We start from the raw sequence: 23,634 nt of genomic DNA on the forward strand, positions 1-23,634 counted from the left end.
GCGGTCAGGAGGATCGAATCTGTAGCAGCTCTTCGACATAACGGACCGCCTCGCCCGCGTCGGTGGTCACCGGCCGCACCAGCAGCGTCGTCACTCCCGCTTCGGCGAACACGGCCAGTCGTTCGGCGATGAACCCGCGTGGGCCGATCAGCGAGACGCCGCGGACCAATTCGTCGGGCAGGGCGTTGATCGCCTCACGTTTGCGTCCGGCCAGGTATAGCTCCTGGATCCGGTCCGCTACCTCGCCGAACCCGTAGCGGGTTGCCAGACGGTGGTAGAAATTGCGGCCCCTGGCGCCCATCCCGCCGATGTAGAGCGCCAATTGCGGTTTGGTCCAAGCCAACCGGTCCTCGACGTCATCGCCGATGGCCAGCGACGTGCCGACCATGACGTCTAGCGGGCCGAGTGCGGGGTCGCGCTTTGCCGCACCGGCCGCCAGCACCTCGCCCCACACCAGATGCGCCTTGTCCGGGTAGTAAAACGCCGGTTGCCAGCCCTCGGCGATCTCCGCGGTGAGTTCGACGTTCTTGGGGCCCAGCGACGCGATCGAGATCGGAATGCGTTCGCGCACCGGGTGATTGATCAGGTGCAGGGCCTTGCCGAGTCCGGTGCCGCGGTCGGCGGGTAAGGGGATCTGGTAGTGCTTCCCGTCGTATTGCAGCCGTTCCCGCCGCCACACCCGCCGACAGATCTCGACGGTCTCGCGGGTGCGGCCCAGTGGGGCGTCGAATTCGATGCCGTGGAATCCCTCGATCACCTGCGGACCGGACGTGCCGATCCCGAGGTGGAACCGTCCGCCCGAAACGTAGTCCAGACCCGCCGCCGTCATCGCCAGCAGCGACGGCGAGCGGATATAGATGGGCACGACACCGGAGGCCAGTTCGACCCGGTTCGTCTTGGCCGCCAGATACCCCAGCTGGCTGATGGCGTCGAAGGCATACGCCTCGGCTACGACCGCGACATCGATGCCCGACTTCTCGAGCTCGACGACGCGCTCAACGGCCTCGTGAAACCCGCCCGTGTAGTCCAGCGCGATCCCGATTCGCATCAACGACACTTACCACGTCAGCCGGCGGAGGTACCCGTCCAGTACTCGGCGAACCGCAGCCCGTCCGCAGCGAGGCGCAGGATGTCGTTGCCGGTGAAAGCAACCGGGCCCTCCGGTCCGCGGCCGCTGCCGACCCACCGGCCGGCCACCAGGTCCCCCTCCTGCAGTGGGCCGACCTCGACCCGGAAGGTCAAATCCGCCAACATGTTTCGCGTCTCATCGATGATCTGCTGCAATTCGGCCGGACCATGCACGTCGCGGCTGGGCCAATGGCCGACGAAGTCCTCGGTGACGATCTCCGCGGCGACCGGTTGCCCCGACCACAGTTCGGTGATCCATCGGTTGTAGAGCTCGTGCGCGTTGGTCATTTGAGCAGCGCCACAATCTTCTCTTCGGGCGTGACCGACAGGGCCTCGGGATCCAACTGCTCGGTCCTGGGTAGCTGCACGTCCGGATCGGCGAAGTCGCGGTAGGTCTTGTCCCCGCCCAAGACGTACAGCAGATATCCCGTCAGCAGTGCCCGGACCGCGCGTTGCGTTTTGCGATCGGAGCCGGCCAACCCCAGCGCCTTGGGTAGGCGCCGGCCCTCGACCAGGCCGCCGGGTTTGGACTTGCTGATGATCCGCAGCGTCGCGTCGTCCCACGCGCGGGACAAAGACCACGCGTTGGAGTTCAGCGTCTTCGGATCGCCCGGCGCGCTCATGATCAGACCGGGCAGGTCCAGGGTGGCGGCCGGCTGTTCGGCCGGCGGCACTGTCACCGTCGGGAAGAGTGCCACCGCGGCCTTCAATCTGCCGGGCATCCCGGCCGCGGCGAACACCGCCGCCGAACCGCCGAAACCATGGCCCACCACGCCGAGCTTGCCGGGGTGCACGCTGATCTCACCCGGCCCGAGTCGCACCCCGGCCACGATGTCCAGGGCGACTCCAAGATCAAAAGCCAGGTTCAGCGCCGACGGCGCCAGCCCGCGCTGCGTGTCGGGCGCCGCAGCCACGATGCCCCACGAGGCCAGGTGCTCGAGCAGGCGCGCATAGTGGGTCGACACGGTCAGCCAGTCGTGACCGAAAGCGATGGCAGGAAGGTTCAGACCGGCCTCGGGGGTATACACCGCGCCGGGGAGTCCGGCAAACGCCAGGTCGCCGCGCAATACACGGTGTGGACCACGGCGGTTGAGGGCGGCGACGAGCTTACGGATGCGGGCCACCTTCGAACCCTAGCCCGCGTTAGCGGTGCGCCGGCGGATGGGTAAAGCCCGTCCACGTCGCGCCATCCCAGTAGCGCTGTCCGGGGTGTCCGGACGGGTCGGGATACCAGCCCGCCGGCGTGGCTGCCGGCGGCCGAGCTCCGACCGCCTGGGGCTGCTGGAACTGCGGGGCCTGCTGGAACTGCTGAAACTGCGGCTGCTGCGGCTGCTGCGCCAGATTGCGGAGCTTGCGGATGGCGCTCCGGTTATGAAACAGCGCAATCGGGTTCAACAGCAACGATGCGATGCTCCACCAGCCGGCGATCAGACAGTGGTTCTGCGCGTCGCGGTAGGCACGCTCGCACTGCTCCAGGGTTCCGGTGAACCGGACGGTCTGCTGGAACCAGAGGATCAGCGCGCCGGTGTGCTTGAGCAGCCCGATGTAGAACAGTTCACCGGACTGCTGGTAAGGCTGAGACTGCTGATACTGCCCACCGGCCTGCTGGGGTGGCTGGGGCTGGTGATACTGGCCACCGCCCTGCGGGTATGGATATGACAAAACCGCTCCTCACAGGCCATTCGACGGATAAACGATACCGTCGCGCCCGATGGTAAATGCGCACCTGCACTACCCTGGTCAGAATGTGCGGAATCGTCGGCTACGTCGGGCATCGCCCGGCCTGCGACGTCATCATGGACGCACTGCGCCGGATGGAATACCGCGGCTACGACTCGTCGGGCATCGCCCTGCTCGACGGTAACGGCAAGCTGACGGTCCGGCGCCGCGCCGGTCAGCTGGCGAATCTGGATTCGGCGATCGGGGAAATGGCTCCCGGTGAACTCGCTGGTGTGGCGGGCCTGGGCCACACCCGGTGGGCCACCCACGGGCGCCCTACCGACCGCAATGCACACCCGCACCGCGATGCCGCGGGCAAGATCGCCGTCGTTCACAACGGCATCATCGAGAACTTCGCCGGCCTTCGTCAGGAGTTGGAGGCCGCCGGGGTGGAGTTCGCCAGCGACACCGACACCGAGGTCGCGGTGCACCTGGTCGCGTGGGCCTACCACCACGGCCCGACGGCCGGCGATTTCGTCGCCTCGGTCCTGTCCGTGCTGCGCCGGCTGGAGGGGCACTTCACCCTGGTGTTCGCCAACGCCGATGAGCCCGGCACCATCGTCGCCGCCCGCCGGTCCACACCGCTGGTGCTCGGTGTCGGCGAGGGCGAGATGTTCGTCGGATCCGACGTGGCCGCATTCATCGAACACACCCGGCAGGCGGTCGAACTCGGTCAGGATCAGGCGGTCGTGATCACCGCCGACGGCTACCGCGTCACCGATTTCGCCGGCAACGAGGACCTGGGCCCTGGGGCATACCGGGAATTCCACATCGACTGGGACCTGGCCGCCGCCGAAAAGGGTGGCTACGAGTACTTCATGCTCAAGGAGATCGCTGAGCAACCCGCCGCGGTCGCCGACACCCTGCTCGGACACTTCGTGAACAACCGGATCGTGCTCGACGAGCAGCGGCTCTCCGACCAGGAGTTGCGCGAGATCGACAAGGTGTTTGTCGTCGCTTGCGGCACCGCCTACCACTCCGGGCTGCTGGCCAAGTACGCGATCGAGCACTGGACCCGGCTGCCCGTCGAGGTGGAGCTGGCCAGCGAATTCCGTTACCGGGACCCGGTTTTGGACCGCAGCACGCTGGTGGTGGCGATCTCGCAGTCCGGCGAGACCGCCGACACGCTGGAGGCGGTGCGGCACGCCAAGGAGCAGAAGGCCAAGGTATTGGCGATCTGCAACACCAATGGCTCCCAGATTCCGCGCGAATGTGACGCGGTGCTCTACACCCGGGCCGGACCGGAGATCGGCGTCGCATCGACCAAGACATTCCTGGCCCAGATCACCGCGAATTACCTGGTGGGTCTGGCGCTGGCGCAGGCGCGCGGCACGAAATACCCCGACGAGGTCGAGCGGGAGTACCGCGAGCTGGAAGCGATGCCCGACCTGGTGGCCAGCGTGATCGCCGGGGTCGACCCGGTCGCCGAGCTGGCCCACCGGTTCGCGCAGTCATCGACGGTGCTGTTCCTGGGCCGCCACGTCGGCTACCCGGTCGCGCTGGAGGGTGCGCTCAAGCTCAAGGAATTGGCCTATATGCATGCCGAGGGATTCGCGGCCGGCGAGCTCAAGCACGGTCCGATCGCGCTGATCGAGGATGACCTGCCGGTCATCGTCGTGATGCCCTCACCGAAGGGATCGGCGACGCTGCACGCCAAGCTGCTGTCCAATATCCGCGAGATTCAGACACGCGGAGCGGTCACCATCGTGATCGCCGAGGAAGGCGACGACACCGTTCGCCCCTTCGCCGACCACCTGATCGAAATCCCAGCCGTCTCAACGCTTTTGCAGCCACTTTTGTCGACCATCCCGCTACAGGTGTTCGCCGCCGCGGTGGCGCAGGCCCGCGGTTACGACGTTGACAAGCCCCGGAATCTGGCAAAATCCGTCACCGTCGAATAGTCGTCGTCGGGGAGGCACCATGAGATGGGGCATCGCTAGTATCGCGGCTTTCGTCGCCGCATATATCGGTCTGGCCGCGCTGTATGCCCTTGCCGGCATGGGCCCGGCCCACCCGCTCACCGAGGCTCAGCCGGCAGCCGATGGAACGACCGTGACGCTGGACATCGTGAGCATCCAGCCGTATCGCAATGCGCTGCTCGGCGATTTGACGGTGTCGCCGGGACCTGAACTGCTGGACCCGCAAACCGGCAACCTGAAGGACGACCTCACCGTCGCCGTCACCTCCGCGACGACACCCACCAGCCGGTCCTGGCCGAAGGGCACCCAGCCCGGGGTTTTCCCGGTGTCGCTGAACATCAATGGTGACGTCTCGGACTGGCCCTTCGACAGCTACAGCTCCAAACCGGTTTCGGTCAACCTCTTCCGCGGCTCTCCGCAGACACCGGAACGGGCCTCGGTGGGCTTTGTCGACCGGCTGCCGGGCTGGAAACTCGGCGTGCAAGGCGGCCAGCCCGGCGGCGCGGGGCCGTACCGGGTGGACGTCCACCGGTCACCCAGCACCGTGGCAGTTGCCGTGGTCCTGCTGGGAGTGCTGGTCGCATTGGCCTGCTTCGGCCTGTTCGTCGCCGTTCAGACGGTGCGCAACCGGCGCAAATTCCAGCCGCCGATGGCGACGTGGTTCGCCGCCATGCTGTTCGCGGTGGTGCCGTTACGCAACGCGTTGCCCGATTCACCGCCCTTCGGCGCCTGGGTCGATGTCATGGTCGTCATCTGGGTGATCGTGGCCCTGGTCGTGGCGATGGGCTTGTACGTGTCCTGCTGGTGGCGGCACCTGGCGCCGGACTACGACACGCCCGCGGAACGGGCACCGAAACCAGCTGACTCGACACCCAAATAAGCCGCGGCGTGCGAAGGTAAAGCCGTGGCGAGGATGTCGGCGTCGACACGCACGATCGTTGGAGTCGTCGTCTTCGTCGCGGGATATGCCGCATCGATCGTGCTGTACGTCAACGGCGGCATGGGTCATCGTCACCAGATGTCCAACGGTGCGGGTGACGGCACCAAGGTGACGGTCGACATCGAGGACATCCAGTCCAACACCGGCATCCTGGTAGCCAACATCGCCGTCGTGCCGGCGCCCGCCCTACTGAACGCCCAAACCGGCACTCTCGTCGACGACCTGAACGTCGTCGCCAGCTCGGTGATACAGGCCAGCAAACGCACGTGGCCGAAAGGATCGCTGCCCGACGCCTTCCGGGTGTCGATCAGCCTGACCGGTGACGTCGCCGACTGGCCCTTCGACCGCTATGAAACCGGACCGATCAACGTTCAGCTGTTCTCCGGCAGTTCGCAGACACCCGAGTCTGTGACGGTGACTCTGGTCGATCGGCTGCTGGGCTGGGAAGTCGACGTGGGGCGCCCGGACAAGGGCCAACCCTACGCGCCCTACCGACTGCACCTGCACCGCTCGCACAGCACGACGGCCTTCGCGGTGCTGATCCTTGGTGTCCTCATCGCGCTGGCCGCACTGGCCTACTTCGTCGCCATCCAGACGGTGCGCAACCGGAGGAAATTCCAGCCGCCGATGACGACCTGGTATGCCGCCATGCTGTTCGCGGTGATGCCGCTGCGCAACGCGCTGCCGGACTCGCCGCCGTTCGGCAGCTGGGTGGACGTCACCATCGTGCTCTGGGTGATCGTCGTCCTGACCATCTCGCTGGTGCTCTACATCTCCTGCTGGTGGCGGCATCTGGCACCCGAATACGACAACACTTCGAGCCAGGACAAGCGCGCATGAAACTCGGGATCGCCGGCCTCCTGCTATTCCTGGTGGCCTACTTCGCCTCGACCTCCCTGTACGGCAATGCTGGCAAGGGGCCGCACGACCTGACCCAGGGCCAGCCGACCACCGACGGCACAACGGTCACCATCGACCTGCAGGACGTGCAGCAGAGCAATACGGTGCTGGCAGCCAACCTCGCGATCTCACCCGGGCCGAAGTTGCTGGATTCGCGCACCCATGGCCTGACCGAAGACCTCAGCGTGGTGGTCACCTCAGCGGTATCGCCCACCAAGCGGACGTGGTCGAAAGGGATGTTGCCAGGCACATTCCCGGTCCCGCTCACCCTGAGCGGTGACGTCGCCAACTGGCCGTTCGACCGCTACACCTCGGGCCCGATCACCGTCGAACTTTTCCGGGGCCCCGAGGAAGTGCCGGAACGGGCAGCGGTGACGTTCGTGGACCGGTTGGCCGGCTGGCAGATCACCATCCCCGCCCCCAGCACCGACGGCGGGCTGGCGCCGTACCGGGTGAAGTTGCAGCGGTCGGCGGGCACCGTGGCGTTCGCGGTTGTCATTCTCGGCGCGCTGATCCTGTTGGCGGCCATCGGGCTGTTTGTCGCCATCCAGACGGCCCGCGACCGCCGGAAGTTTCAGCCGCCCATGACGACGTGGTACGCGGCAATGCTTTTCGCGGTGGTACCGCTGCGCAATGCTTTGCCGAACGCACCGCCGTTCGGCTCCTGGATCGACATCAGGATCGTGCTCTGGGTGATCGTTGCCCTGGTGCTGTCGATGCTCATCTACATCACCTGCTGGTGGCGGCATCTGGCGCCGGACTTCGACAAGTAAAGTTGCCAAGTGGCAAAAACTTCGGTGTCGGCTCGAGCGCGCACGTTGGTGCGTGCGGTTTGGCACTGGATCATCCGGGCGCCGCTGACCTACGGCTGGCTGCTGGCCTTGACGATCACCACGATTCTGCAGAATGTGCTGACCGGCCAGCAGCTGCACTCGGTGCTGCTGCACCGCTACACCAACATCCATGCGCTGGCCACCGATCCGCTGGGGGTGCTGTTCTCCAGCCTGATGTGGATCGACGGCAAGAGCCTGGAACCCTACCTGCTGCTGTTCACCCTGTTCCTGGCGCCGGCCGAGCGATGGCTGGGCCAACTGCGTTGGCTCACCGTGGGATTGAGCGCACACATTATCGCCACCTATTTCAGCGAAGGACTGCTGTTCCTCGCCATCGAACTACGGGACGCCTCCGAGCGGTATGTGCGCGCCCACGACATCGGGGTTAGCTATTTCCTGGTCGGGGTGATGGGGGTGCTCACCTACCGGATTGCGCGGCCGTGGCGCTGGGGCTACCTCGCCGTACTCCTGCTGATCTTCGGCTTCCCGGTGATCACCATGGACCGGATTGGGCTCAGCTTCACCGCCATCGGTCATTTCGCCGCGTTGCTCATCGGTTTGGCGTTCTACCCGATGGCCCGGGAGCGCAAGATCGTCCCGTGGAACCCGGCCACGCTCCGCGAACTGTTCCGCCGGCGTAGGCAGCCCGAACCATCGGCCGAAGCCGGTTAACCGCGGGTGGCCGAGACGTAGCTCAGCGAGGTGAACACCGCCGCCCGTTCGCCGTCGGCGGCGAGCGAAACGCTTTGCGCGGCAAGTAACTCAGCGACCGGCGCGGCATTCGCCGACCAGCCGTGGGCATTGAGGTACTCGATCACGTCGTTGCGCTCGCCGGCATACCAAAGGTCGGTCATCTCGACGTCGAAGCCGTGCGCGCGCCAGCGATCGGTGGTCTGCTTGATCTGGTCGGCCATCATCGACACCGCTCGGCTACCGTCGGACATGTTCTCGGTTGCCAGTCGGCTACCGGGCGCGCTGAGTCCGGTGATGTTGTCCAGCAGCGCGTCCTGTGCTTCTGGCGGCAGGAACGGCAACAGTCCCTCCGCGCTCCACGCGCTGGGCGCCGCTGGGTCAAAACCTGCGTAGCGCAACGCCCGTGGCCAATCGTGGCGCAGGTCGACCGCCACGGTCCGCAGTTCTGCTTTGGGTGTGGCCCCAAGTTCACCGAGCGTCGCCGTCTTGAACTCGATCACCTGCGGTTGGTCGATCTCGTACACGATGCTGCCGGCCGGCCACGGCAGCCGGTAGCCGCGGGCGTCCAGGCCGGACGCCAGGATCACCGCCTGACGAATGCCCGCCTCGGCGGCGGCGAGGAAGAAGTCGTCGAAAAACCTGGTGCGCACGGCCATCATGTCGCGCATCCGTTCCATGCCGAACTCGGCGTTATCGTCGACCACGGCGGGGTCGAGTTCGCCGCTGGCCAGCCGGGTGAAGAAGTCGACGCCGACCGCCCGGACCAACGGCTCGGCGTACGGATCGTTGATCAGCGGGTCGGGACCCCGGCTGGCCAGTGCGCGTCCCACGGCGACGCCGGTCGCGGTGGCGCCCACGCTGGTCGTGAGGTCCCAGGTGTCGTTCTCGGTCCGTGCCATGTGTGCCCTCCTTCGTCGGTGGACGCGAATGTACGGACGGCTCCTGAACATCAGCTGTGTGGAATGCTGGCTGTGATGCGGCACTACTACTCCGTGGACGCAATTCGCGACGCCGAAGCGCCGTTGTTGGCGAGCATGCCCGACGGGGCGTTGATGCGGCGCGCCGCTTACGGTCTGGCGACCGCGATTGTGCGCGAACTGCGGGCCCGCACCGGCGGGGTGGCCGGCCGGCGGATCTGCGCGGTCGTGGGTTCGGGCGACAACGGCGGCGATGCGCTGTGGGCAGCAACCTTCCTGCGCCGTCGCGGCGCCGCCGCCGACGCGATACTGCTCAACCCGGAACGCGCTCACCAGAAGGGACTGGCGGCGTTTCGCAAGGCCGGAGGTCAGATTATCGAAAGGGTCCGCTCGGCAACGGATCTGGTCGTCGACGGGGTGGTGGGCATCTCCGGGTCGGGTCCGCTGCGGCCCGCCGCGGCGCAGGTATTCGACAGCGTGGGCGACATCCCGGTGGTCGCGGTCGACATCCCCAGCGGGGTGGACGTGGCGACCGGGTCGGTCAGCGGACCGGCCGTGCACGCCGCGCTGACGGTGACTTTCGGCGGGCTGAAACCGGTGCATGCACTGGCCGATTGCGGCCGCGTCGAGCTCATCGACATCGGGCTGGACCTGCCCGACACCGACATGCTGGGATTCGAGGCCGCCGACGTGCTGGCGCGCTGGCCGATCCCCGGCGCGCACGACGACAAGTACACCCAGGGCGTGACCGGCGTGCTGGCCGGCAGTGCCACGTATCCGGGTGCCGCAGTGTTGTGTACCGGTGCCGCCGTCGCGGCCACTTCCGGGATGGTCCGCTACGCCGGCAGCGCCAACCACGAGGTGCTCGCGCACTGGCCGGAGGTCATCGCCTCACCGAGCCCGGCATCCGCCGGCCGGGTCCAGGCGTGGGTCGTCGGCCCCGGCCTGGGACGGACGAAACCGGGGCCGGCCGCACTGTGGTTCGCGCTGGACACCGATCTACCGGTGCTGGTCGACGCGGACGGATTGACCATGCTGGCGGCCCACCCGGAGCTGGTGGCCGACCGCACGGCCCCGACGGTGCTGACGCCGCACGCCGGTGAGTTCGCCCGGCTGGCCGGGACGCCGCCCGGTGACGACCGGGTGGCCGCCTGCCGCAAGCTCGCCGACACCTTCGGTGCCACGGTGCTGCTCAAGGGCAATGTCACGGTCATCGCCGATCCCGGCGGACCGGTGTACCTGAACCCGGCCGGTCAGTCCTGGGCGGCGACCGCCGGGTCCGGCGACGTGTTGTCCGGAATGATCGGTGCTCTGCTGGCGTCCGGGTTGCCGGCCGGCGAGGCGGCCGCCGCGGCCGCATTCGTGCACGCCCGTGCGGCGGCGTTGTCGGCCGCGGACCCCGGGCCTGGCGATGCACCGACGTCGGCGTCGCGCATCCTGCACCACATCCGGGCCGCCCTGGCGGCGCTGTAGCCGACTCCGCTGTAGAGAAAGGATCTCACTGTGCCCCAACATCCCTCGCTGCCCGCGCACTCGATCGCTCCCGCCTACACCGGCCGGCTGTTCACCGCGCCGGTGCCGGCCCTGCGGCTGCCCGAGGAGTCGATGGATCCCGACGCCGCCTACCGCTTCATCCACGACGAACTGATGCTGGACGGCAGCTCGCGGCTGAACCTGGCCACCTTCGTTACCACCTGGATGGATCCCCAGGCGGGGCGGCTGATGGCCGAGACGTTCGACAAGAACATGATCGACAAGGACGAATACCCGGCGACCGCGGCCATCGAGCAGCGCTGCGTGTGCATGGTGGCCGACCTGTTCCACGCCGAGAACCTGCGCGACGACGACCCGAGCAGCGCCGTCGGCGTGTCCACGATCGGCTCCAGCGAGGCCGTCATGCTGGGCGGTCTGGCGCTGAAGTGGCGGTGGCGCGAGAAGGTCGGCAAGAACTGGAAGGCGCGCACTCCCAACCTGGTGATGGGCTCCAATGTGCAGGTGGTCTGGGAGAAGTTCTGCCGGTACTTCGACGTCGAACCCCGTTATCTGCCAATGGAAGAGGGGCGCTATGTGATCACTCCCGAGCAGGTGCTGGAGGCCGTCGACGAGGACACCATCGGCGTGGTGGCGATCCTGGGCACCACCTACACCGGCGAGCTGGAACCCATCGCCGAGATCTGCGCCGCACTGGACAAGCTGGCGGCGGGCGGCGGTGTGGATGTTCCGGTGCATGTCGATGCCGCCAGCGGCGGGTTCGTGGTGCCCTTTCTGCACCCGGAGCTGAAGTGGGATTTCCGCCTGCCCCGGGTGGTGTCCATAAACGTCAGCGGCCACAAGTACGGGCTGACCTACCCAGGCGTCGGATTCGTGGTGTGGCGCAGCAAGGAGCACCTGCCGGAGGACCTGGTGTTCCACGTGAACTATCTGGGCGGCGACATGCCGACCTTCACGCTCAACTTCTCCCGGCCGGGCAACCAGGTGGTGGGCCAGTACTACAACTTCCTTCGCCTGGGTCGTGAGGGCTACACCCAGGTCATGCAGACACTGCAGTCGACCGCGCGCTGGCTGGGAGAGCAGTTGCGGGTCGGCGAGCATTGCGAGTTGATCTCCGATGGGTCGGCGATCCCGGTTGTCGCGTTCCGGTTGCAGCGCGGCCTCGGCTACACCGAATTCGACGTTTCCCACGAGCTGCGCGGCTTTGGCTGGCAGGTGCCGGCCTACACCATGCCCGACAATGCCACCGACGTGTCCGTGCTACGCATCGTGGTCCGCGAGGGCCTGTCCGCCGACCTGGCCCGAGCCCTGCACGACGACGCCCGCACTGCCCTGGCCTCGCTGGACAAACTACGGCCGGGCGGGCACTACGAAGCTGAGCATTTCGCGCACTAACTGCTTTAGCGCGTTGACTCTGCGGCCAGTGCGCAGGTCCCTCGAAAGAGCCCGCCACCAGCGCAGAGTCGATCGGGCGAAGCCACGGCGCGGCGCTCTGGGACAATGGCGGCCGTGGCCGTTACGTCGCTCTCTATGACGCCGGGTGTCCTCGCCGAGGCGGTGGTGGACCTCGGTGCTATCGCCCACAACGTGCGGGTGCTGCGCGAACACGCCGGAAAAGCGGAGGTCATGGCTGTCGTCAAGGCCGACGGATATGGCCACGGTGCCACCCGAGTGGCGTACGCGGCGTTGGCCGCCGGTGCCGCCGAACTTGGCGTAGCGACCGTCGACGAGGCGCTGGCCCTGCGGGCCGCCGGCATCGTCGAACCGGTGCTGGCCTGGCTGCACCCGCCCGGTTTCGACTTCGGATCGGCGCTGGCCGGCGACGTACAGATCGCGGTCTCCTCGGCACGCCAGCTAGGCGAGGTGCTCGAGGCGGTGCGCCGGACCGGCACCCAGGCCGTCGTCACCCTGAAGGTGGACACCGGCCTGAACCGCAATGGCGTGGCGCCCGCCGAATACCCTGCGGTGCTGGACGGGTTACGCAAGGCCGTCGCCGCCGAGGAAATCCGGCTGCGGGGATTGATGACGCACATGGTGTACGCCGACGCGCCGGAAGAACCGATCAACGACCTGCAGGCCAAGCGGTTCCGGGAAATGCTGGCCTACGCCCGAGACCAGAAGGTGGAGTTCGAGGTGGCGCACCTGTCGAATTCCTCGGCCACCATGGCCCGTCCGGACCTCACCTTCGACCTGGTGCGACCCGGGATCGCCGTCTACGGTCTGAGCCCGGTGCCTAAGTTGGGAGACATGGGCCTGATTCCGGCGATGACCGTCAAATGCCCTGTCGCCCTTGTCAAGTCGATCAAAGCGGGTGAGGGGGTGTCTTATGGGCACACCTGGATCGCGCCACGTGACACCAACGTGGCGTTGCTGCCGATCGGGTACGCCGACGGTGTGATCCGGTCGCTGGGTGGGCGGCTCGAGGTGCTGATCAACGGGCGGCGCCGACCCGGAGTGGGACGGGTCTGCATGGACCAGTTCGTCGTCGATCTGGGTCCGGGGCAACCCGACGTGCGCGAAGGCGACGAGGTGATCCTTTTCGGGCCGGGCGGCCGCGGCGAGCCCACCGCGCAGGACTGGGCCGACCTGGCGGGCACGATTCACTACGAGGTGGTCACCGGCATTCGGGGCCGGATCAGCCGGACCTACCGCGAGGCGCAGACCGTTGAGTCCTGACGACAAACGCCACCTGCACCGGGGCAGGGCGTGGTTGGCCGGAAGCGCCGGGCTGACCGCGGTGGCCACCCTGGTCGGTGCGTCGGCGCGCAAGACCATCATCGAACGCACCAACACGGGCGAAGATCCCTGGGCCGGGGAGGATTTCGAGCGGCTGGACAGCGACCGCGATTACGTCGTGACAACGTCCGACGGGGTGCCGCTGGTGGTGCGCGAGGCTGGTCCGGAAGATGCGCCGCTGACTGTCGTCTTCGCCCACGGATTCTGTCTGCGCATGGGTGCGTTCCACTTTCAGCGGATACGACTCGCCGAGGTCTTCGGTCCGCAAGTGCGGATGGTCTTCTACGACCAGCGCGGACACGGCGAGTCCGGGGAAGGTGAGCCTGAGTCTTACACGCTGACCCAGCTCGGCGGGGACCTGGAGTCCGTGCTGCGGGTGGCCGCACCGCGCGGGCCGATCGTGTTGGTAGGTCACTCGATGGGCGGCATGACGGTGCTTTCGCACGCGCGTCAGTTCCCCGAGCACTACGGCCGCCGGATCGTCGGGGCGGCGCTGATCTCCTCGGCCGCCGAGGGGGTCACCCGCTCACCGCTGGGTGCGTTCTTGAGAAACCCTGCGTTGGAAGCGGTTCGGTTCGCCGCCAAGTCCGCGCCCAATCTGGTGCACCGCGGCCGCAACGTGTCGCGATCCCTGATCGGCCCGATCCTGCGCGCCGCGTCCTACAGCGATTTGCAGGTCAGCCGCAGCCTGGACGCCTTCTCGCAGCGGATGATGAACGGCACCCCGATCGCCACCCTGGTCGGCTTCCTGCGCGCGCTGGAAACGCACGACGAAACCGCCGGGCTGTGGACGCTGCTGAGGATTCCAACGCTGATCGCCTGCGGTGACCATGACCTGCTCACCCCGGACGAGTATTCGAGGCTGATGGCGGCCTCGCTGCCGCGGTCCGAGTTGGTGATTGTCACCGGGGCGAGCCACCTGGCGCTGCTGGACAAGCCCGACGCCATCAACGACGGGTTGATCCGGCTTATCGACCGGTCGCTGCCGGGCAAGCTGCGGCTGCGGTACCGGCGGTTCGGTGGGCGGCTGCGAAAGCGGTTCCGGCGCAATGGATAACGGCACTGCCACCCTTGAGCGCGTCGAGGACACCCTGGAACTCGGGTCCCGGCTCGGGGAGCAGCTGCGTGCCGGTGACGTGGTGGTTCTCACCGGCCCGCTAGGTGCTGGAAAGACCGTCCTGGCCAAGGGTATTGCGGCGGCAATGGATGTCGACGGTCCGGTGACGTCGCCGACGTTCGTGCTGGCGCGCGTGCACCCGGCGCGGCAGGCGGGCAAGCCGGCAATGGTCCACGTCGACGTCTACCGGCTGCTGGACCAGCACGGCGCCGACCTGCTCGGCGAACTGGACTCACTGGATCTGGACACCGACCTGCAGGACGCCGTCGTCGTGGTGGAGTGGGGTGAAGGACTGGTCGAACGGCTTGCCGAGCGGCACTTGGATATTCGGTTGGAACGGGTCATGCACTCCGATGTGCGGATCGCGACCTGGGAGTGGGTGCGCACCACCGGCGACGATGCAGAGCGCAGCGATGAGGAGGAGCGGTGCAGATAGCCATCGTGTTGGCATTAGACACCGCGACCCCGGCCGTCACGGCGGGCATTGTCCGGCTCGAGGACCTCGCGACGCTTGCCGAGCGCGTGACCGTGGACGCTCGGGCGCACGCGGAGCGGTTGACGCCCAATGTGATTGAGGCGCTCGCCGCGGCGGGTCTGACGATGGCAGACCTGGACGCCGTGGTGGTCGGTTGTGGTCCCGGGCCGTTCACCGGCCTGCGGGCCGGCATGGCCACCGCCGCCGCCTACGGGCACGCACTGGGCATCCCGGTACACGGCGTCTGCAGCCTGGATGGCATCGGCCGGCTGACCAGTGGGGACACCCTGGTCGTCACCGACGCCCGCCGGCGCGAGGTCTATTGGGCGCGCTACCGCGACGGCGTCCGCACCGACGGCCCGGCGGTCAACGCCCCGGCCGATGTCGATGCCGGACCAGCACGAGCGGTTGCCGGCTCGCCGGAGCACGCGGCGTTGTTCGATCTGCCGCGGTGCGAGCCGGTGTATCCCACGCCGGCCGGTTTAGCGATGGCCGTGCCGGATTGGTCGGCGCAGCCCGCACCGCTGGTGGCGTTGTACCTGCGTCGTCCGGACGCTAAACCGTTGGCGGCCAAGCCATGACCTCCCGCGCCAGCGACGATGCAGAGCGAATGCGATGCGGAGGAGCGGCGCCATGGGGCGCCGCCAGCGACGATGCAGAGCGAATGCGATGCGGAGGAGCGGCGCCATCGGGTGCCGCCAGCGACGATGCAGAGCGAATGCGATGCGGAGGAGCGGCGCCATCGGGCGCCGCTGAACCCATTACCATCGGCGCGCTGACCTACGCCGACGCCGCCCGGTGCGCGGAGCTGGAGGCGCTGCTGTTCGACGGTGACGACCCGTGGCCGGCTGTCGCGTTCAAGCGGGAGCTGGCCAGCAAGACCAACCACTACGTAGGTGCGCGCAGCAGCGACACGCTGGTCGGCTACGCGGGGATCTCGCGGTTGGGCCGCACCCCGCCCTTCGAATACGAGGTGCACACCATCGGTGTGGATCCCGCCTACCAGGGGCGCGGGATCGGGCGTCGGCTGCTCGACGAACTCCTGGATTACGCCGACGGGGGCGTGGTGTTCCTGGAGGTTCGCACCGACAACGAGCCGGCGATCGGGCTGTACCGCAGCGTCGGTTTCGAACAGGTCGGTCTGCGCAAGCGCTACTACCGGGTGAGTGGCGCCGACGCCTACACGATGCGACGGGAAGCCCAATGACTACCATCCTTGCTATCGAAACCTCCTGTGATGAAACGGGTGTCGGCATTGCACGCCTTGATGGCTCCGGTCAAGGAGCCACGGTGACACTGTTGGCCGACGAGGTGGCGTCCAGCGTCGACGAGCATGTCCGGTTCGGCGGTGTGGTGCCCGAAATCGCCTCGCGTGCGCACCTGGAGGCGTTGGGCCAGCGATGCGCCGCGCGTTGAAAACGGCCGGTTTGAGTAAGCCCGACATCGTCGCCGCCACCATCGGGCCCGGGCTGGCCGGTGCGCTGTTGGTGGGAGTGGCTGCGGCCAAGGCATATTCGGCGGCCTGGGGGGTGCCGTTCTACGCCGTCAACCATCTCGGCGGACATCTGGCCGCCGATCTCTACGAGCACGGGCCGTTGCCGGAGAGTGTGGCGTTGTTGGTGTCCGGCGGCCACACTCACCTGCTGCATGTGCGTTCGCTGGGCGAGCCGATCGTCGAGCTCGGTAGCACCGTCGACGACGCCGCCGGCGAGGCCTATGACAAGGTGGCCCGGCTGCTGGGTCTGGGTTATCCGGGCGGGCGGGTGCTCGATGAGCTGGCCCGCACCGGCGATCGGGACGCTGTGGTGTTTCCGCGCGGGATGTCCGGACCCAGGGACGACCCGTACGCATTCAGCTTCTCCGGCCTCAAGACCGCGGTCGCTCGCTACGTCGAGAGTCACCCGGATTTCCGGCCGGCCGACGTTGCCGCCGGATTCCAGGAGGCGGTCGCCGACGTATTGACCAAGAAGGCGGTGCGGGCGGCGACCGAGCTGGGGGTATCGACGCTGCTGATCGCCGGGGGAGTGGCGGCCAATTCGCGGCTGCGCGAGCTGGCCACGCAGCGATGCGCCGATGCCGGCCTGACCCTACGGATCCCCCGGCCGCGGCTGTGCACGGACAACGGGGCGATGATCGCGGCGTTCGCCGCGCAGCTCGTCGTGGCGGGAGCCCCGCCGTCGCCGCTGGACGCGGCCAGCGACCCGGGGCTGCCGGTGGTCAAGGCGCAGGTGGGGTAGTGCCGCAAATGCCGACCCGCGGGAAGCACCGGGCCGCCCTTGAGTGCTAGCACTCTCGTGTATAGAGTGCTAGGAGGCAGTCGGAATTCCCCGTGCGTCGGCACCCGCGACGACGACGCTAGGGCTAGGACGAATGCCAGGTCATCTGGTAATTCGGACGGTTCGGGGTAGCCCCCGGACCGACCGCCAAACTCGGTCGGGGCGAACGTCCCGGACCCGATCTAACTAGTGGAGGGCTCCAATCGTGGCGAAGGTGAACATCAAGCCACTCGAGGACAAGATTCTCGTACAGGCCAACGAGGCCGAGACCACGACCGCGTCCGGTCTGGTCATTCCTGACACCGCCAAGGAGAAGCCCCAGGAGGGCACCGTCGTTGCAGTCGGTCCCGGCCGCTGGGACGAGGACGGCGAGAAGCGGATCCCGCTCGACGTCTCCGAGGGTGACACCGTCATCTACAGCAAGTACGGCGGCACCGAGATCAAGTACGGCGGCGAGGAATACCTGATTCTGTCGGCGCGCGACGTGCTGGCTGTCGTTAACAAGTAAGTCACCATGTTCGCCCCGGCGATCCCCGTGCCCAGGCACGGGTGATTTCCGGGGCGGCATGCGTTATGAGCTGGGCTAAGGAGCCTGATGAGCAAACTTATCGAGTACGACGTGACCGCGCGTCGCGCCATGGAAGCGGGCGTCAACAAGCTCGCTAACGCGGTCAAGGTGACCCTCGGACCCGGCGGCCGGCACGTGGTGTTGGCCAAGGCATACGGCGGTCCGCAGGTGACCAACGACGGTGTGACGGTGGCCCGCGAGATTGACCTGGAAGACCCGTTCGAGAACCTGGGCGCCCAGTTAGTGAAGTCGGTCGCCACCAAGACCAACGACGTGGCCGGCGACGGCACCACCACGGCGACCGTGCTGGCCCAAGCCCTGGTCAAGGGCGGGCTGCGCCTCGTGGCCGCCGGCGCCAACCCGATCGCGCTTGGTTCGGGGATCAGTAAGGCCGCCGATGCCGTTTCCGAGGCGCTGCTGTCCGCGGCCACGCCGGTGTCCGGCAAGGAGGCCATCGCTCAGGTGGCCACGGTGTCCTCGCGCGATGAGCAGATCGGTGAGCTGGTCGGCGAGGCGATGAGCAAGGTCGGCCACGACGGCGTCGTCAGCGTGGAGGAGTCCTCGACGCTGAACACGGAGCTGGAGTTCACCGAAGGCGTTGGCTTCGACAAGGGTTTCCTATCGGCGTACTTCGTCACCGACTTCGACTCCCAGGAGGCCGTGCTCGACGAGCCGCTGATCCTGTTGCACCAGGACAAGATCAGCTCGCTGCCCGACCTGCTGCCGCTGCTGGAGAAGGTTGCCGAGGCCGGCAAGCCGCTGCTGATCATCGCCGAGGACGTCGAGGGTGAGGCGCTGGCGACGCTGGTCGTCAACTCCATCCGCAAGACGCTGAAAGCCGTCGCGGTCAAGTCGCCGTTCTTCGGCGACCGCCGCAAGGCCTTCATGCAGGATCTGGCCATCGTCACCGGCGGCGAGGTGGTCAACCCCGACACCGGCCTGGTCCTGCGCGAGGTTGGGCTCGACGTGCTGGGGTCGGCCCGGCGCGTGGTGGTCAGCAAGGACGACACGATCATCGTCGACGGCGCCGGTTCCAAGGACGCGGTCGCCAACCGGGTCAAGCAGCTGCGTGCCGAGATCGAAGCCAGCGACTCCGATTGGGACCGGGAGAAGCTGCAGGAACGGGTTGCCAAGCTGGCCGGCGGTGTCGCCGTGATCCAGGTCGGCGCGGCCACCGAGACGGCACTCAAGGAGCGCAAGGAAAGCGTCGAGGACGCGGTGGCTGCCGCCAAGGCGGCCGTCGAGGAGGGCATCGTCGCCGGCGGTGGTTCGGCGTTGATCCAGTCTCGCCACGTGCTCAAGTCACTGCGCGAGGAGCTCAGCGGTGACGAGCAACTCGGTGTCGACGTGTTCTCCGAGGCGCTGGCCGCCCCGCTGTACTGGATCGCCACCAACGCCGGACTCGACGGCGCAGTGGTGGTCAGCAAGGTCAGCGAGCTGCCTGCCGGGCAGGGCCTCAATGCCGCCACCCGCGAATATGGCGACCTGGCGGCCGAGGGCGTCGTCGACCCGGTCAAGGTGACCCGCTCTGCGGTGCTCAACGCGTCGTCGGTGGCCCGGATGGTGCTGACGACCGAGACCGCGGTGGTCGAGCGGCCGGCCGACGAAGCCGACGACGGTCACGGGCACCACGGCCACGCGCATTAACTAAGCGAGACGAGTCACCCCCGGTCCTCCCATGGGCCGGGGGTGTTTTCGTGGAACTGTTCGATGAACAGAGCGACTACTTGGAGTCGTCCAACAAGCTGTTCGACGGGGGGAAGATTGCCGAGGCGAAGAGGAGACGCTCACGTGGGTGGCAACATGTGGAATGCCTGACCCGAAACATATGATGCCGCAATCGGGCCTAATAACGATGGGAATGCGTCTCGAAATCAACGACGTGTTCCTCGATCCTCGACTGGATGGCGGTGCGCCGACCAGGATTCGCACGAAGACGCGGGCCTCGACCCGGCGGCGCCGTCGGTGTGTCGGCGCCCTTGAGACCGGCAGCGCCGCCTACTGGGAGATCGGCTGAATGGAGACCAGCCGGAACCATCCCGGCTGGGCGTCGTCAGGGGAGAACCGCGCAACCAGGACGTTGGGTGGAAACTGGGTCGCGAGGTCGTTGAGCGTTCTGGGCAGGAATGCTCTGGCCTTGGCGTTACCGTACCAATTCGGGTCCGACGGATCGGGGATACCCACACTGTCGATTGTGCTGTCCCAACGCTGAATCGGGCCCGGGGCCGAGGCGCCGAATCCAGCCGACTTCAGGTACGCCTCTGCTTGTCCGGCAAGCGTGATCGCCGAGCCGCCCCCGGCCGGTGTCCCGGTGATCGTGCCGTCGGTGACATTGGCCGTCACCGACGCCAGTCGCACCGTGCAGACGTTGTCGGCAACCGCCGGCGGTACGCAGAATTCGGGCAGCGGGGCGCCGCGAGCTTCGGCGACGTTGAGTACGGCCGATAACGACAGGGCACACATCGCGGCGCCAATGGCGGTTGAAGCACGTTTGCGGGTCGACATGACTGAACTGTATAGGCTGCGGACATGCAGTCATTGCCGCAAGCGAGGGATGCGGCGAACGCCGGGTCGGCGTCACTGTCGCACGGTGTCACCGCGTACCACGTCACCGGTGACGACGGCCCGTGGGTGGTGCTGGTGCACGGGCTCGTCACGCCTGGCTATGTCTGGGAGGGTCTCGCGGAAGAACTTGCCGCGCAAGGGTTTCGTGTACTGCGCTACGACCAGTTCGGCCGCGGGCTTTCCGACCGGCCACGGGTGAACTACGACCTCGATCTGTACGTCGGCCAGCTGCGTGAGCTGGTCGACGCGCTGGGCATCGACAGCATGCATCTCGTCGGTTGGTCGATGGGTGCTCTCATCGTCACGCGCTTTGCCGCCGAAAGTCCGGACCGCGCCGCGAGTATCGCGCTCATCGCACCCGGTCTGTATGCGGGGGGATCACTCAAGCTCGCCGGCCAGTTCCTGTTACGACTGCCGGGCGCCCAAAAAGTCCTTGCCTCGCGAATCAACGACGTCATCGACGGCCTGCAGCGCCAGCACTTGAGTCGACCTGAAAGGTTCCCGGACTACAACGAACGCGCGCGGGAGCAGCTTCGCTTCCCGGGAATGGCCGAGTCCTTCGCGTCGACCGTCGCCCACTACCCCGCCAACGCCGGGGATCGATGGGCCTCGGTGGGACAACATCGACTTCCCGTATTGGTGGTTTGGGGCACCGACGACTCCGTCACCCCCTACGCGAATCATTCCCGAGTCCTGGGTCTGTACCCGGGCGCGACGTTGCTTACGGTCGAAGGCGCGAAGCACGCCCCGCATCTCGACCATCCCGAAATCGTCTATCCGGGGATCCTGCAGCACCTGGCCGCAGCCGCAAACTGACGGGAGTACGCCCGGGCCGGGCGGTTACGCAGGCGGGGTTGACGCGCCACCGGCCCCGTGCGGCCAAAGCAGCCTGTCAGCCGCCGGGGGGAGTCGTCACCGTCTTGGGTGCAGTGGTTGTCAAGGTCGGGGTACCGGTGACCGTCACGGTGCTGGTACTGGTCGTTTCCGATGGAGGCGGCACGGCAACGGTCGTGGTGACCGTGCTGACGCTGGTTGACGTCGAAACGGAGGAGGTCGTGGACGAGGTGGTCGAGGAGGTCGTCGTCGCGGACGCCGCGGCGATGACGCCGCACGCGACCCGCTTGCCTGTCTCTTCCGTGGAAGCCTCGCCGAGGTTGCCGGCATCTGAGGTGACCACCAGAGAGGTGCCCGAGCTGTTTCTCAGGTCCGCGGCGGTGAAGCCGCTGGTGGTGGTGACCAGTTTCGCCGAACCGTCGGGCCGGACCTGTAAAGCGGTCAACTGGCCGCTGGCGGGATAACCCGTGTGGCCCGATGCCTGGTACACCCCGCCCGCGGACTCGAAGGCGCCGGGTTCACAGCTGCCCACCGAGTGGACGGCAAGGCCGTGGAAACCGGGGGTCAGCACCGAATTCGGTCCGGCCTCCACCGTCACCGTCGCATAGCCGTTTGCGAAATCGAAAGTAGCCGTTGCTATTTGGCTGCCATCGGCACCCTTCAATTGGGTGCTCAATTTCTCTGCGCCGCTCTGCGCGCCCGAAGACGAGGAGCTGCTGCCCGAGTTTCCGCCCTGTTGAGTCGAGCAGGCGGCTAACGGTGCAATTGTCGTGGCCAGCGCCGCGACCGCGATGGTAACGCCCTTATTCATGAGCCGTACCTACCCCGATTTATCGAGGTCAAAACTCTCCGGATGCGGCCTGCGGCGCGGCGTGCCTCAATTGGGGGGCGCCCAAGCGCGGATAGCCGAACGAGGAGCATCCCGTGTCCGAAAAGACGCCTGACGACATTTTCAAACTCGCCGCGGACCAGAACATCGAATATGTCGATGTCCGCTTCTGCGACCTGCCAGGCACCATGCAGCACTTCACAATTCCGATTTACGCCTTCGACGAGAACGTGTTCGAAGAGGGGCTGGCCTTCGACGGATCCTCGATTCGCGGATTCCAATCAATCCACGAGTCCGACATGCTGTTGCTCCCGGATCCTGAGACGGCGACCGTCGACCCGTTCCGCAAGGCCGCCACGCTGAACGTCAATTTCCACGTGCACGACCCGTTCACTCTCGAGCCTTACTCGCGCGATCCGCGAAACGTCGCCCGCAAGGCCGAGAATTACCTCATCTCCTCCGGCATCGCAGATACCGCCTATTTCGGCCCGGAGGCTGAGTTCTACATCTTCGATTCGGTGAGCTTCGATTCGCGCATCGACGGCGCGTTCTACAAGGTGGACGCGACATCAGGCTGGTGGAACACCGGAGCGGAGACAGAGTCTGACGGCAGCCCGAATCTGGGCTACAAAGTCCGCCCCAAGGGCGGGTACTTCCCGGTCGCCCCGACCGACCACTACGTGGACCTGCGCGACGAGATGCTGACTCACCTGACCAACGCCGGCTTCGATCTGGAGAAAGGTCACCACGAGGTGGGCAGCGGCGGCCAGGCCGAGATCAACTACCGGTTCAATACCTTGCTGCACGCGGCCGATGATCACCAGATGTTCAAGTACATCGTCAAGCAAACCGCTTGGCAGGCAGGCAAGACCGTGACTTTCATGCCCAAGCCGCTATTCGGCGACAACGGCTCTGGCATGCACTGTCACCAGTCGCTGTGGAAGGACGGCGTCCCGTTGATGTACGACGAGGACGGCTACGCCGGCCTGTCCGACACCGCCCGGCACTACATCGGTGGGCTGTTGTATCACGCGCCCTCGTTGCTGGCCTTCACCAATCCCACCATCAACTCCTACAAGCGCCTCGTGCCCGGCTACGAAGCACCCATCAACCTGGTCTACAGCCAGCGCAACCGGTCGGCGTGCGTGCGGATTCCGATCACCGGCAACAATCCCACGGCCAAGCGGCTGGAGTTCCGCTGTCCGGACGCTTCAGGCAACCCCTATCTGTCGTTCGCCGCCATGTTGATGGCCGGGCTGGACGGCATCAGGAACAAGATCGAGCCACCCCCGCCGATCGACAAGGACCTCTACGACCTGCCGGCCGAAGAGGCCGCTGACATTGCCCAGGCCCCGACGCAACTCTCCGCGGTGATCGACCGCCTGGAGGAGGACAGCGAATACCTCACCGAGGGAGGCGTTTTCACGCCCGACTTGATCAAGACGTGGATCAACTACAAGCGCGACTACGAGCTGGCGCCATTCAACCTGCGGCCCACCGCATTTGAGTTCGCGCTCTATTACGACGTGTGACCGACGAGGATTCCGACGCCGACGCGGTTGTGCCAGCGGCCGGGTGCGGGACCGATCGGCCGGCGGCCGGCGAACCGCGCCGACGCGATCGGGGGCTGAGGCCTCCCATCACACCTCGACGTCCTGTGCCCACCGCGGCGGGCGGACGTCGGGCCTGCGGGC

23 protein-coding genes and 1 pseudogene are annotated in these 23,634 nt (G+C 66.9%); 17 read left to right on the forward strand and 7 right to left on the reverse strand.

Annotated elements, in window-relative coordinates:
* Nucleotides 1-4: 4 nt before the first annotated feature.
* The 4 genes from BN972_RS03310 to BN972_RS03325 are packed head-to-tail and all read right to left on the reverse strand — an operon-like array spanning nucleotide 5 to nucleotide 2,790.
* The gene (locus tag BN972_RS03310; protein WP_036352876.1) at nucleotides 5-1,048 is read right to left on the reverse strand and encodes an LLM class F420-dependent oxidoreductase; all 1,044 of its coding nucleotides are present in this window, start codon (nucleotides 1,046-1,048) and stop codon (nucleotides 5-7) included.
* A gap of 17 nt (nucleotides 1,049-1,065) precedes the next feature.
* On the reverse strand, nucleotides 1,066-1,416 hold the full coding sequence (locus BN972_RS03315) for a nuclear transport factor 2 family protein (RefSeq protein ID WP_036352879.1): 351 nt from the start codon (nucleotides 1,414-1,416) through the stop codon (nucleotides 1,066-1,068).
* A complete protein-coding gene (locus BN972_RS03320) occupies nucleotides 1,413-2,252 on the reverse strand; it encodes a dienelactone hydrolase family protein (RefSeq protein ID WP_036352882.1) in 840 nt (279 codons plus the stop codon). The genes BN972_RS03315 and BN972_RS03320 overlap by 4 nt, the downstream gene beginning before the upstream one ends.
* Nucleotides 2,253-2,271: 19 nt before the next feature.
* On the reverse strand, nucleotides 2,272-2,790 hold the full coding sequence (locus BN972_RS03325; protein ID WP_235192354.1) for a DUF2510 domain-containing protein: 519 nt from the start codon (nucleotides 2,788-2,790) through the stop codon (nucleotides 2,272-2,274).
* An 83-nt stretch (nucleotides 2,791-2,873) separates the two neighbouring features.
* Here BN972_RS03325 and glmS point away from each other — a divergent pair, with 83 nt between their 5' ends.
* From glmS to BN972_RS03350, 5 genes are read left to right on the forward strand one after another with little or no spacing between them, the layout of a single operon-like run.
* Nucleotides 2,874-4,748, forward strand: coding sequence for a glutamine--fructose-6-phosphate transaminase (isomerizing) (gene glmS, locus BN972_RS03330; RefSeq protein ID WP_036356398.1), 1,875 nt, complete (start codon nucleotides 2,874-2,876; stop codon nucleotides 4,746-4,748).
* A 19-nt stretch (nucleotides 4,749-4,767) separates the two neighbouring features.
* Entirely contained in the window at nucleotides 4,768-5,646 is an 879-nt protein-coding gene (locus tag BN972_RS03335) for a DUF4436 domain-containing protein (protein ID WP_036352885.1), read from the forward strand.
* Between the two features lie 33 nt (nucleotides 5,647-5,679).
* Complete coding sequence (locus tag BN972_RS03340) at nucleotides 5,680-6,546, forward strand: DUF4436 domain-containing protein (RefSeq protein ID WP_036352887.1); 867 nt, start codon at nucleotides 5,680-5,682, stop codon at nucleotides 6,544-6,546.
* Entirely contained in the window at nucleotides 6,543-7,379 is an 837-nt protein-coding gene (locus tag BN972_RS03345; RefSeq protein WP_036352890.1) for a DUF4436 domain-containing protein, read from the forward strand. The genes BN972_RS03340 and BN972_RS03345 overlap by 4 nt, the downstream gene beginning before the upstream one ends.
* 9 nt (nucleotides 7,380-7,388) lie before the next feature.
* Nucleotides 7,389-8,111: a rhomboid-like protein gene (locus BN972_RS03350; protein WP_051545000.1), complete on the forward strand. Its 723-nt coding sequence runs from the start codon at nucleotides 7,389-7,391 to the stop codon at nucleotides 8,109-8,111.
* On the opposite strand, the gene BN972_RS03355 is transcribed toward BN972_RS03350, so the two are convergent.
* Nucleotides 8,108-9,031: a class I SAM-dependent methyltransferase gene (locus BN972_RS03355; RefSeq protein ID WP_036352893.1), complete on the reverse strand. Its 924-nt coding sequence runs from the start codon at nucleotides 9,029-9,031 to the stop codon at nucleotides 8,108-8,110. The genes BN972_RS03350 and BN972_RS03355 overlap by 4 nt on opposite strands.
* Nucleotides 9,032-9,106: 75 nt before the next feature.
* On the opposite strand from BN972_RS03355, the gene BN972_RS03360 reads away from it, so the two are divergent.
* The 10 genes and pseudogenes from BN972_RS03360 to groL all read left to right on the forward strand — a co-directional run bounded on the left by BN972_RS03360 (nucleotide 9,107) and on the right by groL (nucleotide 19,359).
* Nucleotides 9,107-10,522 carry a bifunctional ADP-dependent NAD(P)H-hydrate dehydratase/NAD(P)H-hydrate epimerase gene (locus tag BN972_RS03360; RefSeq protein ID WP_036356402.1) on the forward strand — a complete coding sequence of 472 codons (1,416 nt, stop codon included), beginning with the start codon at nucleotides 9,107-9,109 and terminating at the stop codon, nucleotides 10,520-10,522.
* 30 nt (nucleotides 10,523-10,552) lie between these two features.
* Nucleotides 10,553-11,935: a glutamate decarboxylase gene (locus BN972_RS03365; protein ID WP_036352896.1), complete on the forward strand. Its 1,383-nt coding sequence runs from the start codon at nucleotides 10,553-10,555 to the stop codon at nucleotides 11,933-11,935.
* Between the two features lie 105 nt (nucleotides 11,936-12,040).
* A complete protein-coding gene (alr, locus tag BN972_RS03370; protein WP_036352899.1) occupies nucleotides 12,041-13,216 on the forward strand; it encodes an alanine racemase in 1,176 nt (391 codons plus the stop codon).
* Between the two features lie 52 nt (nucleotides 13,217-13,268).
* Nucleotides 13,269-14,333 (forward strand): alpha/beta fold hydrolase, encoded by a 1,065-nt coding sequence (locus BN972_RS03375; protein WP_390176194.1) that lies wholly within the window; start codon nucleotides 13,269-13,271, stop codon nucleotides 14,331-14,333.
* On the forward strand, nucleotides 14,326-14,829 hold the full coding sequence (gene tsaE / locus BN972_RS03380; RefSeq protein ID WP_036352905.1) for a tRNA (adenosine(37)-N6)-threonylcarbamoyltransferase complex ATPase subunit type 1 TsaE: 504 nt from the start codon (nucleotides 14,326-14,328) through the stop codon (nucleotides 14,827-14,829). Before BN972_RS03375 ends, tsaE begins: the two co-directional genes overlap by 8 nt.
* Nucleotides 14,820-15,449 carry a tRNA (adenosine(37)-N6)-threonylcarbamoyltransferase complex dimerization subunit type 1 TsaB gene (gene tsaB / locus BN972_RS03385; RefSeq protein WP_235192355.1) on the forward strand — a complete coding sequence of 210 codons (630 nt, stop codon included), beginning with the start codon at nucleotides 14,820-14,822 and terminating at the stop codon, nucleotides 15,447-15,449. Before tsaE ends, tsaB begins: the two co-directional genes overlap by 10 nt.
* A 137-nt stretch (nucleotides 15,450-15,586) precedes the next feature.
* On the forward strand, nucleotides 15,587-16,075 hold the full coding sequence (gene rimI / locus BN972_RS03390; RefSeq protein WP_051545002.1) for a ribosomal protein S18-alanine N-acetyltransferase: 489 nt from the start codon (nucleotides 15,587-15,589) through the stop codon (nucleotides 16,073-16,075).
* Nucleotides 16,072-17,105, forward strand: a pseudogene (gene tsaD / locus BN972_RS03395) (tRNA (adenosine(37)-N6)-threonylcarbamoyltransferase complex transferase subunit TsaD). The gene rimI and the pseudogene tsaD overlap by 4 nt, the downstream one beginning before the upstream one ends.
* A 244-nt stretch (nucleotides 17,106-17,349) precedes the next feature.
* Nucleotides 17,350-17,652, forward strand: a complete 303-nt coding sequence (groES, locus tag BN972_RS03400) for a co-chaperone GroES (protein WP_036352908.1) — start codon at nucleotides 17,350-17,352, stop codon at nucleotides 17,650-17,652.
* An 87-nt stretch (nucleotides 17,653-17,739) separates the two neighbouring features.
* Nucleotides 17,740-19,359, forward strand: coding sequence for a chaperonin GroEL (gene groL / locus BN972_RS03405; RefSeq protein ID WP_036352910.1), 1,620 nt, complete (start codon nucleotides 17,740-17,742; stop codon nucleotides 19,357-19,359).
* 351 nt (nucleotides 19,360-19,710) lie between these two features.
* Here the strand turns inward: groL and BN972_RS03410 are convergent, their stop codons facing one another.
* Nucleotides 19,711-20,217: a hypothetical protein gene (locus BN972_RS03410; RefSeq protein ID WP_051545004.1), complete on the reverse strand. Its 507-nt coding sequence runs from the start codon at nucleotides 20,215-20,217 to the stop codon at nucleotides 19,711-19,713.
* A 24-nt stretch (nucleotides 20,218-20,241) separates the two neighbouring features.
* Here BN972_RS03410 and BN972_RS27555 point away from each other — a divergent pair, with 24 nt between their 5' ends.
* Entirely contained in the window at nucleotides 20,242-21,093 is an 852-nt protein-coding gene (locus tag BN972_RS27555) for an alpha/beta fold hydrolase (protein WP_051545005.1), read from the forward strand.
* A 76-nt stretch (nucleotides 21,094-21,169) separates the two neighbouring features.
* Here BN972_RS27555 and BN972_RS28035 read toward each other — a convergent pair whose 3' ends face one another.
* On the reverse strand, nucleotides 21,170-21,922 hold the full coding sequence (locus BN972_RS28035) for a superoxide dismutase family protein (protein WP_080696675.1): 753 nt from the start codon (nucleotides 21,920-21,922) through the stop codon (nucleotides 21,170-21,172).
* A gap of 113 nt (nucleotides 21,923-22,035) precedes the next feature.
* Here BN972_RS28035 and glnA point away from each other — a divergent pair, with 113 nt between their 5' ends.
* A complete protein-coding gene (gene glnA / locus BN972_RS03425) occupies nucleotides 22,036-23,472 on the forward strand; it encodes a type I glutamate--ammonia ligase (RefSeq protein ID WP_036352916.1) in 1,437 nt (478 codons plus the stop codon).
* Nucleotides 23,473-23,634: the final 162 nt, after the last annotated feature.

The organism is Mycobacterium asiaticum DSM 44297 (assembly GCF_000613245.1).
GTDB classification, from domain to species: Bacteria; Actinomycetota; Actinomycetes; order Mycobacteriales; family Mycobacteriaceae; genus Mycobacterium; species Mycobacterium asiaticum.